Annotated in this window: 10 protein-coding genes; 4 read left to right on the top strand and 6 right to left on the bottom strand. The window is 59.9% G+C overall.

Annotation, left to right across the window (positions count from 1 at the left end; all coding sequences use genetic code 11):
- Positions 1–65: 65 nt before the first annotated feature.
- Positions 66–2726: a glycosyltransferase family 39 protein gene (locus ASG68_RS05545; protein ID WP_062585293.1), complete on the bottom strand. Its 2661-nt coding sequence runs from the start codon at positions 2724–2726 to the stop codon at positions 66–68.
- A 256-nt stretch (positions 2727–2982) separates the two neighbouring features.
- Here ASG68_RS05545 and ASG68_RS05540 point away from each other — a divergent pair, with 256 nt between their 5' ends.
- From ASG68_RS05540 to ASG68_RS05530, 3 genes are all read left to right on the top strand, one after another.
- On the top strand, positions 2983–4218 hold the full coding sequence (locus ASG68_RS05540; protein ID WP_156373712.1) for an efflux RND transporter periplasmic adaptor subunit: 1236 nt from the start codon (positions 2983–2985) through the stop codon (positions 4216–4218).
- Positions 4215–7289 carry an efflux RND transporter permease subunit gene (locus ASG68_RS05535; RefSeq protein WP_244484114.1) on the top strand — a complete coding sequence of 1025 codons (3075 nt, stop codon included), beginning with the start codon at positions 4215–4217 and terminating at the stop codon, positions 7287–7289. Before ASG68_RS05540 ends, ASG68_RS05535 begins: the two co-directional genes overlap by 4 nt.
- Before the next feature lie 93 nt (positions 7290–7382).
- Positions 7383–8138 carry a response regulator transcription factor gene (locus tag ASG68_RS05530; protein WP_062585291.1) on the top strand — a complete coding sequence of 252 codons (756 nt, stop codon included), beginning with the start codon at positions 7383–7385 and terminating at the stop codon, positions 8136–8138.
- 66 nt (positions 8139–8204) lie between these two features.
- On the opposite strand, the gene ASG68_RS05525 is transcribed toward ASG68_RS05530, so the two are convergent.
- Positions 8205–9053 (bottom strand): MipA/OmpV family protein, encoded by an 849-nt coding sequence (locus ASG68_RS05525; protein ID WP_062585289.1) that lies wholly within the window; start codon positions 9051–9053, stop codon positions 8205–8207.
- A 243-nt stretch (positions 9054–9296) separates the two neighbouring features.
- Here ASG68_RS05525 and ASG68_RS05520 point away from each other — a divergent pair, with 243 nt between their 5' ends.
- On the top strand, positions 9297–10619 hold the full coding sequence (locus ASG68_RS05520; RefSeq protein ID WP_062585287.1) for an ATP-binding protein: 1323 nt from the start codon (positions 9297–9299) through the stop codon (positions 10617–10619).
- A 22-nt stretch (positions 10620–10641) separates the two neighbouring features.
- On the opposite strand, the gene ASG68_RS05515 is transcribed toward ASG68_RS05520, so the two are convergent.
- From ASG68_RS05515 to ASG68_RS05500, 4 genes are read right to left on the bottom strand one after another with little or no spacing between them, the layout of a single operon-like run.
- Positions 10642–11007 carry a cupin domain-containing protein gene (locus ASG68_RS05515; protein WP_062585285.1) on the bottom strand — a complete coding sequence of 122 codons (366 nt, stop codon included), beginning with the start codon at positions 11005–11007 and terminating at the stop codon, positions 10642–10644.
- A complete protein-coding gene (gene kduD / locus ASG68_RS05510) occupies positions 10992–11753 on the bottom strand; it encodes a 2-dehydro-3-deoxy-D-gluconate 5-dehydrogenase KduD (RefSeq protein ID WP_062585283.1) in 762 nt (253 codons plus the stop codon). The genes ASG68_RS05515 and kduD overlap by 16 nt, the downstream gene beginning before the upstream one ends.
- Positions 11750–12583, bottom strand: coding sequence for a 5-dehydro-4-deoxy-D-glucuronate isomerase (gene kduI, locus ASG68_RS05505; protein WP_062585281.1), 834 nt, complete (start codon positions 12581–12583; stop codon positions 11750–11752). The genes kduD and kduI overlap by 4 nt, the downstream gene beginning before the upstream one ends.
- A 19-nt stretch (positions 12584–12602) precedes the next feature.
- The gene (locus tag ASG68_RS05500; protein ID WP_082478122.1) at positions 12603–13385 is read right to left on the bottom strand and encodes a FadR/GntR family transcriptional regulator; all 783 of its coding nucleotides are present in this window, start codon (positions 13383–13385) and stop codon (positions 12603–12605) included.
- Positions 13386–13391: the final 6 nt, after the last annotated feature.

Raw genomic sequence — 13391 nt, 5'->3', positions numbered from 1 at the left:
TCTTAAACCAAGGGGAATCTCAGGTTCGGGTGGATAAATTGTGATATTTCGGTTTGAACCGCCGATTATTCCATAGGAATTGGCTTTAGGCCGAAGCCCAGACGGTAGCGAAAAAGCCCCATCCACTCCCCGTCTTTCAGCACAACCCTCTGCTGCGTATCGCCCAGGGCGTCAAAATGCCGTGCGAGAGCGGGATCATCGAGGGTATTGGTGTCGAACGACAGCAGGATCGCATCGCGCCCTCGAAAATCCTCGGGCCTGTGCCAAAAGCCGTACATCAGGCTGGGGGGCTGCCCGATGACACCGCGACCGACCGAGCCGGCTCCTTCTTCATTCCTGCTTGCGTAGAAGGCGAGTTCGCTCGCGACGTTGTACTTGTCCATTGCAATGAGGATTGGCGTCCTGCCCGTCTCGCGTTCCACCGCATCGCGGATGTCCGCGACCTGACGGCCGAACTCATTCCATGCGACGGGTTGTTTCGGCAGGCTGAGATTTCCTTGAAGCGCGGGGGCAAAAGCCATCAGGTTCAGGACCAGCCCGAACAACAGAACGCTGATGCCGATCGTCGCAACAGCGGCTTGCCTGGCTGTGCGAGCGAAACGGGTCTGCCGCTCGGCCAGAGCCACGATCGTTGCCGCGATGGATGGGATCGCCATCAGCCAGACCGGCCCGGTCCAGTTGAGCTTCGTGTCACCCAGAAAGCTGGCGATGACGAAAATTCCGAACGGCACTGCTAGAAAGCTGACTGCAAAGCAGGCAGTTCGACGCCTGTTATCTGCGTCACCGATCTCCCGCAGTCGATGGAACAGGATCGCGAGCGCGGCCACAAGGCCCGTCGGCGTCAGAAGGCCCGCGGCATTGATCAGGAGGGCAGGCAGGTTGAAGCTGATTTCACCTTCCAGCCGTTCCGTGCTCTGGAAGGAAAAGGATGCAAGTCCGTTCTGCGCGTTCCAGTAGATTACGGGTGAGAAGATCAGAAGTGCAAGGCAAGCGGCAAGGTAGGGATGCGGCCGCTTGAACCACCGGCGGGCATCGGGATCTACCAGCATGACGGCCAGTGCAGCCGGGCCGAGAAGCGCAATGGTATATTTCGAAAGCATGCCGATACCGATGCAAGCGGCTGCGCCATACCAGCCGCGAGTCTTGCCATCGATCATGGCGCCGTGGAGACAATAGAGAGCGCCGGCCCAGGCTGCCGTCAGCGGAGCGTCCGGCGTCATCACGAAGCCGATCGAAAAGAAGAATGGCAGTGTCGCCATGAGCATGAGGCTGACGATGGCTGTCGTCGTATCGAACAGCCGGAGCGTTAGCCGGAATGTGAACCAGGCTGCGATGGCCCAGCAGACGCTGGCCATGATCCTGACACCGAATTCATTGTTGCCGAAGATCGCGGTGCTGCTCCAGATGAGCCAGGCGACCATGGGCGGATGATCGAGATAACCGATATCCAGATGCTGTGCGTAGTTCCAGTAATAGGCTTCCTGCGGGATCAGGTCGATCACACCGATGAAGGTCAAGCGCAGAAGGATGGCGTAGGCGACAATGCCGAGCGCCGCGATCCGCCATCTGATGACGCTGCTCCGGCGCGGGTAGGGCGGCTGCCAGACAAAAAGAGTTGATCCGATGAAATTGACCGCAGATGCGGCACCGATCGCGACGAGCATCGCCAGCGGCACAGGCATTAGATCCACGCTCGTCAGACCGGCCAGAACCCCGCCGCGGATGGAAAGCGCCAGCATGCAAATTGTAAAGTAGCGTGCGGAGAGAACCAGCCACTCCTGTGCCGATCGTTCACGCACCTTCGACAGCCATCGCGATCCCAAGAGCAAATTGGATATGGTTGCGGTGGCGAAGCTGATGATATGGGCGATGGCGATCGACATCCCCATGTGCCGTAGAACCTGAAATGTCAGGAGATCGACCCCGACCCCGATCAACCCTGTCAGGGCGAATAGGGCAAGGCTGTCTACCGAGACCCGACCACCGGCGAGAACAACGAGCCTCTGCAGATAGGCAAACAATTGCGAGAAGCCGATTTTCGAATGGCCAAGCGTGCGGTCAATGAAGGAGATCGGGATTTCTGTGGTCCTCAATGTTCCGCCGCCGGCCGCAATGATCTCCAGCCCGATCTTGAAGCCGACAGCCTGCGGGTCGATGGCCAGCAATCGCTCACGCTTTACCGCGAAAAAGCCCGACATCGGGTCGCGGACATCGGTCAGGGGCCGCGCCATAAGGCCGCCGAGACGCGAGAGCAGACGGCGGTGCATTGGCCAGCCCGGCGTTTCACCGCCCGGCACATAGCGGCTTCCGATCGCCATATCTGCCATGTCATCGAGAACGGGTTCGACCAGCGCGGGAAGGCGATCGGCCGGGTGACTGAGGTCGGCATCTATGACGACGATCACATCGGATGTTGCGAGCGCGGCTGCATCAAGCACATCGCCGGCCAGTCCCCGTTTGCCATCACCTTGGACGAGGCGGACATTCGCATGCATCTGCCAGCGGTGCACGCAATCAATCGTGCCGTCGGTGGAGCCGCCATCAGCGACGAGGATCTCAAATGCGAGATCATGACGTTCCTGCGCGGTAATCGCCAACAGGACGCGGTCGATATTCTCAACTTCGTTCAGCGTCGGCACGATAACCGAGACACGACGTACCGAGGAGGAAGAGGAATAGGGAGAAGTAGTTTCGTCCGCACGTGGGACAGACACAAGCTGGAGCATCGATAGCGCCTGGATTGGTTCAAGGGCTTCCAGAACTAGGCAATCGCGGGCATCTCCATCGCTACGTTTTGTTGCGAAATATTTTGGCTTCGGGCGAAATTGCGGCGGCCCCTGATCGTCACACTTGCTGGAATCCGTCGCGGGCCAGCGTCGCAACATTTCTTAAAACGATGAAACGGCGCTCCGGCCGATCCTCCCTATGCTTTGCCATGAATTGCGCGCCGCAAGGGTTCAGCGCTGAACGGAAGGATCGATAATGGTACGGCTTCGGATGGAATATCTTTCGCAATGGTGCGCCATGAGCTGCTTCAGCGCCGCAATCGCGGTGATGTCGCCAACAGTGGCGAACGCGCGCGATGGCATGCCGGTCACAGTCGTTCGTGCCGAACGCAGCGATATCAGCGAGAGCATTTCGGTTGTCGGGCGGCTGGCGGCGCGTGAAGAGATCGCCGTACATCCGCTGGTCTTCGGCAAGGAAGTTACTGATGTTCTCGTCGATGCCGGAGATGTGGTCGAAAAGGGACAGGCCCTGGCGATCCTCGACACGATTGAGGCGCGTATCCTGCTCGACAAGAATGCGGTCAACCGTCTTCGTGCACAGGCGGCCGTCCTTGTGGAAGATCGAAAAGTCGAAGTCGCCCGCGTGGCAGAGCGCGATGCCTTGCAGCGGGTACAGCGAAGCCGTGCTCTTCACACCAAGCAGGCGCTTGCCGAACAGGTTCTCGACGAACACGAAAACGCTTATGCCCGCGCCGTCGCGGAACTGGAGCTTGCACGCCAGTCCTTGGCACTTGCGCATGCGGACGAGAAACTGATCGAGCGCGAGCGGCGGGAAATCGAACTCACGGTTGAACGAAGCACCGTGCGTGCGCCACGCGCCGGCAGGATCCTCAGCCGCGACGTACGTATAGGCTCGACGACATCGGATGCGCCACCGCCGCTTTTCGTTCTGGGCGAGAACGACACGATCGAGATGCTCGCCGAGGTGACGCAGAACAATTTCGTCAGCCTTCAGGAGGGAATGGCGGCCAGGATCACGATCCCCGGAGAAGACCGATCGATCGAGGGCACGATCAGATTGAAGGCCGCCAGGCTCGATACCGCGACCGGAAGCGCGGTGGTTCGCATACAGCTCCCAAATGCGGCCGATCTCGTGCCGGGCATGTTTGTCAGGGCTGCGATCGATACATCGGCGAGGAACGGCGTTCTCGTTCCGGCTTCCGCCGTCAGGAACACAGGGACGGGACCGGTCGTCTACGTCGTGAAAGATGATAAGGTCGCCATGCGCACGGTATCCACTGGCCCCCGACAGGACGATCGGGTCGAAATCCGCGACGGGCTGAGTGCCGGGGAACTGGTCGTGCTCAAGGCGGGCGGTTTTTTCAAGGGACGCGAACGCGTCCAGCCATTGATCGCGGATGCCTCTATCGATCTGCCGCAGGATGTCTCGGCGACCGTGGTTCTGCAGGATCCGGTGGAGGCGGTACGGTGATCAAGGCCAATATTTCCGCCTGGGCGATCCGCAATCCGCTGCCATCAATCCTGCTTTTCGTGATTCTGACGGTCGTCGGCCTGTACAGCTTCAGCCGTCTGCCGGTCACCTACTTTCCCACTATCATCACGCCGACAGTCAAGGTCACAGTCGAGCAATCCGGCACCACGCCAACGGAACTGGAGACTGAAGTCACGCGTCCGGTCGAGGACGCGATCGCGAGCCTGCCCGGCATCGATGAACTGACCTCCAGTGTCGTACAGGGCGTTTCGGTGACGACCGTGGAATTCGAACTCGGCGTCGTATCGCCGGACAGGGCGATCGCGGATGTGCGGGACGTGGTCGCGAAAATCCGCTCAGACCTTCCGGCCGATATCGACGAGCCGGTGATCGAGCGCGTGGAGGAAGAGGCGCAGTCCGTGGTGAGCTATGCCGTGACGGGCAAGGGCATGAGTGCGGCGGAGCTTTCCTGGTTTATCGAGGATGTCGTTGCGCGTGATCTTCAAGGCGTGGTCGGCGTCGGCCGCGTCGATAGAATCGGCGGTGTCGACCGCGAAATCCAGGTCGAACTCGATGCTACGCAGATGCAATCCCTGTCCCTGACGGCTGCAGCGGCAACGCAGGCGCTGTTTCGCACCCAGGTCGAGCGATCGGGCGGCAGGACACAGCTTGGTGAACGGGAACAAGCCGTCGCCACCATGGCCGCTGCCGGCTCGGCTGGCGAACTGGCGGATCTGCACATTCCCCTGCCGGACAATCGAAGTGTCCGTCTGGGCGATCTCGGCCGTGTAACCGACACTGTCGCCGAGCCCCGATCGTTCGCGACCTTCGATGGCTCCGATGTTGTCGGCTTTTCCGTCTACCGCACGCAAGGGGCAAGCGATGTCAGTGTTGCTGCCGCCGTTGCCCGGGCCATCGACGATCTTGAAGCGCAACACACGAGCGTCGGCTTCCGGTTGGTCGAGGACAATGTCGCCTATACGATCGGAAATTACCGCTCGGCAATGCAGACACTGATCGAGGGCGCGGCACTTGCGGTCGTCATCGTGTTCATCTTCCTGCGGGACTGGCGCGCGACGCTGGTCGCCGCCGTCGCGCTGCCCTTGTCGGTCGTCCCGACTTTCTTCGTCATCGCCCATCTCGGCTTTTCCTTGAACATATTGAGCCTTCTGGCGATCACGCTGGTGACCGGCATCCTTGTCGATGACGCGATCGTCGAGATCGAAAACGTCGTGCGCCACCGCAATATGGGCAAGTCCGCCTATCGTGCCGCCCTTGATGCCTCCGACGAGATCGGCCTGGCTGTGATCGCCATATCGGCAACGATCATCGCCGTTTTCGTGCCGGTCGGCATGATGACGGGTGTCGTCGGTCTCTATTTCCGGGAATTCGGCCTGACGGTTGCGATCGCGGTGTTCTTCTCGCTTGTCGTCGCCCGGCTGATCACGCCGATCATGGCTGCCTATCTGATGAAGGGTCATGCGGCCTCGGCGGAAAGGCAGGGACGCGTTGCATCGGCCTATGAACGTCTCCTGCACGTCAGCCTCCGCTGGCGCTGGACGACGGCCGGAATTTCCATCGGCGTGTTCGTGGCGGCGGTGATGATCCTCGCCTCCGCGCCCACCGGTTTCCTGCCGGACGAGGACAACGGACGTCTAACTCTGACCGTGGAATTGCCGCCGGGATCGACCCTCGACGATACCCGCGCCGTCACCGACGAGATTGCGGCGCGTCTCGGACAGGATGAAGATGTCGAGGGTGTGTTTGCCCGCGCCGGATCGAGTATGGGCGGGCAGGCGGATGTCCGCTATGCGGTTATGCTGGTTGATCTGACGCACAAGTCCGAACGCAAGCGGTCCCTGCCGGAAATCGAGAAGGATCTGGATACACGGCTGGCATCGCTGCCGGATGCCAAGATGCGCTTTCTCAACAGTCGGGGTGCACGGGATCTATCTTTTGCGGTTCTTGGTTCGGATGGAGAAGCCGTCGAGGCGGCAGCGAATACGATTGTCGAAGCACTGTCTGCCGATAGTGACTTTATCGATCCGACCGCCGACGGCGCCCTGACCAGCCCGCAACTGACAATGGATGTGATGGCCGACAAGGCCGCCAGCTTGGGCGTATCACCCGCAGCCGTTGCGGAAGCCATTCGCGTATCGACGGTTGGCGATGTCGATGACCGGCTGCCGAAGCTGATCGATGGCCGCCGCCAGATTCCGATCCGCCTGCTTCTGGACCGGCGCCAACGCGACGATCTCGCCTTTCTGCAAAACCTGTCCGTTGCGTCCGTCACAGGCGCCAATGTGCCCTTGTCGGCTGTGGCGACATTTTCGTTCGGTGAGACGATATCGTTCATCGATCGGTTCGATCGCCAGCGTCGCATCGAGATCGGCGCAGATATGGCGAACGGGCTGACGCCAGGGCAGGGGCTGGAGCGTCTGGATGCACTTCCGGCGGTCAAGAACCTCGCCGGTGGCGTGACCATCCAGGCGACGGGAGATTCCGACAGCGAGGGCGATGTGTTCGAAAGCTTCATCGTGGCCATGGTCGCCGGGATTATGCTGGTGCTGTGCGTACTGATCCTCCTGTTCGGCAACGTTCTTTCGCCCCTCACCATCCTCGCCTCCCTGCCGCTGGCGATTGCCGGCGTTGCCGCCGCGCTGTTTATCAGCGGCGGCGCCGTTTCCCTTCCGGTCGTTATCGGAATTCTGATGCTCATGGGTATTGTTACCAAGAACGCGATCATGCTGATTGATTTTGCCATCGAGCGGGAACGGGAGGGTCTGCCCAGGGTCGAAGCGATCCGCAGGGCATGCATGGAGCGCGCGCGGCCGATCGTGATGACGACGCTGGCAATGGTCGGCGGCATGTTGCCGTCGGCCATTGGCGTCGGTGATGGCGGCGAGTTCAGGTCTCCCATGGCAATCACGGTCATAGGCGGGCTGTTGGTTTCTACCGTGCTGTCGCTGATGGTGATCCCGGCGCTTCATCTGATTGTATCCAGTTTCGGCGATCGAATTCGGCAGATGACACGGGCGTTTTTCGACGGGACGGAGCGGGAGGCTGCGTAAAGGATAAGGCTGCCCGTTGTTTTTGGCGACGGAACGGCTTGCCTTCGCAACAAAACTTAACACATTGAAATATTAAAGGCGGTGCTTGGGCGCATGTTTCTGACATCGGGAGTGGGGCAGGCGGAAATGCAATCAGGATCGGGAAGCGCGCAGATATTGATCGTTGAAGACGATCCCGAAATCGGCAGGCTGCTGGCCCTGACCATGCAGGAAAACGGCATGATCCCGACCGTCGTTGAGGACGGTCATGTCATGCAGGCCCTGCTTCGGAAAAACGCCTACGACCTGATCATCCTCGATGTGATGCTTCCCGGCGAAGACGGAATAAGCCTCTGCCGCAAGATCAGGTCTGAGAAGACCATTCCGATCATCCTGCTGACGGCGCTTGGTGAGGAAATCGACCGGATCGTCGGTCTGGAGGTCGGTGCCGACGATTACGTCACCAAGCCGTTTAGCCCCAGGGAAGTGGTCGCCCGTGTCCGCAGCCTGCTGCGGCGGGCATCCTACGGCCTGGTGGAAACCAACAGCCAGCGCAAACTGCGCTTCGACGGCTGGCAGATCGACCCGCTTCGCCGCCAGCTTCATGATCCCAGCAACGCCCGTGTCGCCCTGACCACGACGGAATTCGATCTGCTACTCGCCTTATGTCGCAATCCGGGCCGGGTGATCACGCGAGAAGAACTCCTGTCGCTGACACATTCCGGTCTTGCCGGACCGATCGAGCGCAGTGTCGACGTCCATATCAGCCGGCTGCGTCAGAAGATCGAGCGTGACCCCAAGGAGCCCACGCTGCTACAGACCGTGCGTCTCGGCGGTTATACGTTTACCGCGATGGTCGACGAAGCCTGAGAGCTTCCCAAAATGAAAAGCCCGACCAAAAGGCCGGGCTCTCGTTCTTGACTGGCGATGACTTGCTCAGAATTTGTAGCCGACGAAAATCGATGTCGAGGGCTGGACTTTCTCCTTCACGATCGGGCTATCAGCCGCATCGCCTGTCAGGACGCCGACACCCGCTTCGCCGCGAACCATCCAGTGTTCATTGATGAGGTAGGTGGCGGACAGGCTGACATCGACGCGCTTCAGGCCTGCACCTGCATCGTACTGGGGAAGGTCGGATGCTGCCGATTGGTCCGCGTTGACACCGAAATAGGCATCCATGTGCTTGCCATTGGCGATGGTCGCCTCGACGCCGGCGCCGAGGATGAGTTGCTCGGTTACGGGGGCGGTGTATTCCGCGCCGATCGTTCCGATCAGGCTTTCGCTGCCGCCGATGGTCTGGTCGATCGCCGCGTAGATTTCGAGCGGCCCCATTTCATAGGCAGCCTTGAGGCCGACAGTTGCGGCGAAATCGATGTCGCCAAGGCCCTTGAGTTCGTCGGCATCGTCTTCGTCACGGCCGGTCTCGTAGCCGACACGTGCGGAGAGGGAAAAACCGTCCCGCTCGAAGGCCTTGATCGTTGCGCCGGTGGGGTCGATTTCAAGCCATTCGCCATAGGTGAAGATGAAGACCGGGATAGGGTTGATGGCAAATTTGTCGCCGCCCTCATATTCCGGCTCGAACATGGCGCCGGCGCCCAGGATGAGGCTCCAGTTCCGTGATGCGGGGTCCTTGGCAAAACGCTCGCCGTCGAATTGCTGATCAGTCGGCTGCGGATCCTGCGTCAGATCGGCGGCCCGCGCGTTCAGCGTCGTTCCGGCGAGCGCAAGCGCCATGCAAAGCATGTGACGCGAAACGCGTTGTTTGGCGGGGTACAAAAAATCCATGTTTGCTCCAGAGTATATAGCCAAGCCTGTCCGATCGTTTCGGACGGAGATGGGGGACCCTGGTTTTCTGGCATGTGCCGCTGAAGCAGTGCGTGTTGTTGTGTTGCGCTATGTTACGGACGCGGATGCGTCGGCTGTAACAAAACTTAACGTGCTCGCCGGGCAGGCGACTGTATGGTGTTGCGGATAATCGATCCGCCAGCGCAGGGATGCGCGCGTCTGTCTATTGGTTTTGGAGAATGTATGCGTTTTCGGTTGTCCCTTTGGCCATCGACGATCAACGGTCAGATCACCTGGATTATCGTCCTTGGTCTGCTGATCGTGATCGTCGGCGGCCCGGTGCTTGAGCGGGCAGTGCGGACCGACGCGGACATATCGGACATCGAGCGAATGTCGGCTCGCGTTCATGCAATTTCGAGTATTCTTGCGAATACGGCACCGGAGGAGCGTCCTATCATCATGGATGCCGCGAAGCGGGATGGCCTGCAACTGGAACTGTTGCCCCTGTCCGATTTGGCCTTCTTCAGGAGTTCCTCATCCACCGAGCCGATGATCCAGGTCATACTGGAATGGATTTTCCCGCCGGACGATATTCCTGTTCCGCTGCAGGGTTGGAGAACGTTCCTGAACGATCAGCGCGTGATTGCTGCCAAGGTCGATGACCAAACCATGGTGGTTTTGAGCGAACTGCCGAAGACATTCTTCTGGAGCGATGATGTTCTTGGCCGGGGCTCGAACTATCTTTTTGCCTTGTTGACGCTGATCGGCCTGTTCTCTGCGTTTGCCGTCTGGGCAATCACGCTGCCCTTGCGTCGGATCGCGGCTGCCGCAATCAATGCTGATGCCTCGACCGGTCCTCCGATTTTCGAGGAGCGCGGCAGCGTCGAGATTGTCGCTCTGGCACGGGCGCTGAACGATATGCGCAGCCGTATTTCGGATATGGTGGAGGGACGCACGCGCATGTTGCGCGGTATCAGCCATGACCTGCGAACCCCGCTGACGCGAATGAGATTAAGGGTTGAGCGAGTCACAGATACAGGGCTGCGAGACGCGCTTCTGAGCGACATCGAGCAGACCGACCGCCTCTTGTCCGAAAGCCTGAATTATCTGCGTGACGACTTCAAGCGCGAAGTGCCCGAGCGCGCGGACATTGCCTCCGTGGTCAGGACCATTTGCGACGAGTTTCAGGATATCGGGCATTCCGTCGATTATGCGGGGCCGAACCGGCTGGTCGCGAATTTCAAGCCGATCGCATTGAACAGGGCGGTTTCCAACCTCTGCGAGAATGCAACGAAGTTCGGCACGGAAGTCAAGGTCGGTCTTAGTTCGAAAGACGGGTTCATCACGATCGAGGTTGCGGATAATGGCCCGGGCATCCCGGCGGACTTGCACCGCAAGGTGCTGGAGCCATTTTTCAAGGGCGATCCCGCGCGCACCGGTTCTGACAAGGGGTTCGGCCTCGGTTTGTCGATCGTCTCGGAGATTGTGCAGGCGCACCAAGGCGAACTGCATCTCGAAGACCAGCAGCCGCATGGGCTCATCGTTCGCGTCACGATACCGGCGTGACGCGAAACGCGCAAAGCGCTGCTCAGGCCGGCTTCAGGAAATCCGAGCGATGCGGCGTGAAGCAATCCACCAGACGACCCTTTTCCAAGGCCTTGACGCCATGCTTCAGTCCGGAGGGCACGATGAAGCTATCGCCTGCCTTCAGTGTTTCCGTCCGCCCGTCGATGGTGACCTCGAACGCACCTTCCGCAACGTAGCTCGACTGCACATGCGGATGAGAATGGATCCAGCCTTCTCCGCCCTTTTCGAAGGCGAATTCGACCATCATCAGTTCGTCGGTATAGCAGACGATGCGACGCAGATTGCCGTCGGGTGTGGTGTCCCAGACGCCTTCCGACGCCCGCATGAAAATATCGGCACTCTGAACCATGATCACCTCGCAAGCCATCCGCCGTCCACCGGAAGGACAGCTCCATGCATGTAATTGGATGCCGGCGCGAGCAGGAAAACCGCTGCATCGCCGATATCGTCCGCGACACCCCAGCGCCCTGCCGGAATGCGTTCGAGAATGGATTTGCTCCTGTCCGGATCGTTGCGAAGCGCTTCCGTGTTGTTGGTCTCGATATAGCCCGGCGCGATGGCGTTCACATTGATGCCTTTGGCTGCCCATTCGTTGGCCAGCAGGCGCGTGATGCCAAGGACACCGTGTTTTGAAGCCGTATAGGACGGTACCCGGATGCCGCCCTGGAACGAGAGAAGCGAGGCGATGTTGACGATACGGCCGAGACGCTTCGCCTCGATGCACTGGCGGCCGTAGGCCTGGCACAGGAAGAACACAGACTTCAGGTTGACGTCCATGACGGCATCCCAGTCCTCTTCGGTGAAGTCCACCGCATCGGCGCGGCGGATGATACCGGCATTGTTCACCAGGCCATCCAGCGGACCGGATTCCATGAGGTCTTTGAGCATGGCGACGGCAGCATTGGCGTTACTGATATCAGTCTTCCGCGAAAGGAAGGTGGCGCCATTGGCTTCGACGAGCCGTGCGGTTTCATCCATGGCGGATCTGCCGATGCCGATGACGGTGCCGCCGGCGCGTGCGATGGAGATGGCAATACCCTGACCGATGCCGGTATTGGCTCCCGTCACGGCAATGCGCTTTCCGGCGAGGCTGAAAGCTGAAAGATCGCTCATCGCATGTCTCCGATCGCCACTGCATCGACATCGGTATAATCGACATTGTCGCCGGCCATGGCCCAGATGAAGGCGTAATTGGAGGTGCCGCAGCCCGAATGGATGGACCAGGACGGTGACAGGACGGCTTCTTCGTTCGCCATCACGATATGACGCGTCTCGGAAGGTTCTCCCATGAAATGGAAGACGCGCGCGGCCTCGGCCAGATCGAAATAGAGGTAGGCCTCCATGCGGCGGTCATGCACATGCGCCGGCATCGTATTCCATACAGAGCCCTTGGCGAGCTGTGTCATGCCGACGACGATCTGGCAGGTTTCGATCGTCGTGGTGAACTGGAAGATCGAGCGTTCGTTCGAGGTGTCCTGGCTGCCGAGATCGAGGCGTTTCGCTTTGTCGAGTGTCATGAGCTGCGTTGGGCACTTGCGATGTGCCGGTGCCGACAGGATGTAGAATTTCGCCGGTGTTGCGGCATCTTTAGAGGAGAAGGCAACCTCTTCCCCAAGGCCCACATAGAGCATGTCGCGTGTGCCGAGCGTATAAGCGGTATCACCGACGGTGATCTCGCCGGCACCGCCGATATTGACCACGACCAGTTCGCGCCGTTCCAGGAAGGATTTCGTTCCGACCGGCTTGATGGTTCCCAGTTTCAACGTGGCGTGGGTAGGAAAGGCGGCGCCCACGATCATGCGATCATAGTGCGTATAGGTCAGGGTGATCTGGCCCGGCTCGAAGAGATTGCCGATATGGAAGTTATGCCGCAATTCATCTGTGCCCATTGCGGCGGCCGCGAATGGATCGATCGCGAAACGGATGGAATGTTCGATTGTCATGGTTCTCTTCTTCTGCGGTTCAAAACGTTCGGATACGACTCTGTGGTGAGATGAGTTCGGAGTAATCCGCCTGCTGACCGGAAAGCCGCTTGCGGTAACGCTCCTGGGCCGCAAGCAGGTGAGCCCGCATGGCGTCGCGTGCCGCATCAGGATCGCCAGCCGAAATCGCCTGCAGGATGCGCAGATGCTCGCGCTGCAAACCGCTAAGATACTCCGGCGATAGGACTTCGATAGAATACCACGGGGAATTTCTGTCGCAGGGAATGGTCCGATCGCCCAGCGCGTCGAGAATTTCGACATAGAATGGGTTGTTGGTTGCCGAAGCGATCTCGCGATGGAATGCGAAGTCGGCCTTGCCGGTTGGTTCGCCCAGTTTCAGCAGATGTTCGAATTCGAAGAACGCTTCCTGAATGCGTGCTTCCTGCGAAGGGCTGCGCCTTTGCGCAGCAAGGCCCGCGCTTTCGATCTCAATGCCCATACGGACTTCGAGCACGTTCACGGCCTGGCTGATGCGGTTACCCATATCGGCGGTGATGGCGCTGATCTTGCGCATGGGATGATCGACGACGAAGACGCCAGCACCATGCCGCGCCTCTACAAGGTTGTCGGCAGCAAGGGCGGCCACGGCTTCACGGACGACCGTTCGGCTGACGCCGAAGATCTCGGTCATGCGCTGTTCCGTCGGCAGCCGTTCGCCGAGCTCGAAATCGCCGGCGAGGATCTGCGATCGCAGGGCTTGCGCGACATTCTCCGAAAGCTTCGGCTTCCGTTCCACGCGCTTGTCGGTTGGGTTCTCGCTCATCACCTG

It is taken from the genome of Rhizobium sp. Leaf453, from assembly GCF_001425605.1.
Lineage (GTDB): Bacteria > Pseudomonadota > Alphaproteobacteria > Rhizobiales > Rhizobiaceae > Pararhizobium.
The sequence above is the reverse complement of the archived record's forward strand: the minus strand, read 5'-3'. Positions and strand labels throughout refer to the sequence as shown.

What these genes read in the sequence shown, in the direction of transcription:
- kduI (WP_062585281.1), bottom strand. Translation starts at nt 12,583, where the DNA reads ATGACAATCGAACATTCCATCCGTTTCGCGATCGATCCATTCGCGGCC.
- kduD (WP_062585283.1), bottom strand. Translation starts at nt 11,753, where the DNA reads ATGAGCGATCTTTCAGCTTTCAGCCTCGCCGGAAAGCGCATTGCCGTG.
- ASG68_RS05530 (WP_062585291.1), top strand. Translation starts at nt 7,383, where the DNA reads ATGTTTCTGACATCGGGAGTGGGGCAGGCGGAAATGCAATCAGGATCG.
- ASG68_RS05515 (WP_062585285.1), bottom strand. Translation starts at nt 11,007, where the DNA reads ATGGCTTGCGAGGTGATCATGGTTCAGAGTGCCGATATTTTCATGCGG.
- ASG68_RS05540 (WP_156373712.1), top strand. Translation starts at nt 2,983, where the DNA reads ATGGTACGGCTTCGGATGGAATATCTTTCGCAATGGTGCGCCATGAGC.
- ASG68_RS05525 (WP_062585289.1), bottom strand. Translation starts at nt 9,053, where the DNA reads ATGGATTTTTTGTACCCCGCCAAACAACGCGTTTCGCGTCACATGCTT.
- ASG68_RS05520 (WP_062585287.1), top strand. Translation starts at nt 9,297, where the DNA reads ATGCGTTTTCGGTTGTCCCTTTGGCCATCGACGATCAACGGTCAGATC.
- ASG68_RS05500 (WP_082478122.1), bottom strand. Translation starts at nt 13,385, where the DNA reads ATGAGCGAGAACCCAACCGACAAGCGCGTGGAACGGAAGCCGAAGCTT.
- ASG68_RS05545 (WP_062585293.1), bottom strand. Translation starts at nt 2,726, where the DNA reads ATGCTCCAGCTTGTGTCTGTCCCACGTGCGGACGAAACTACTTCTCCC.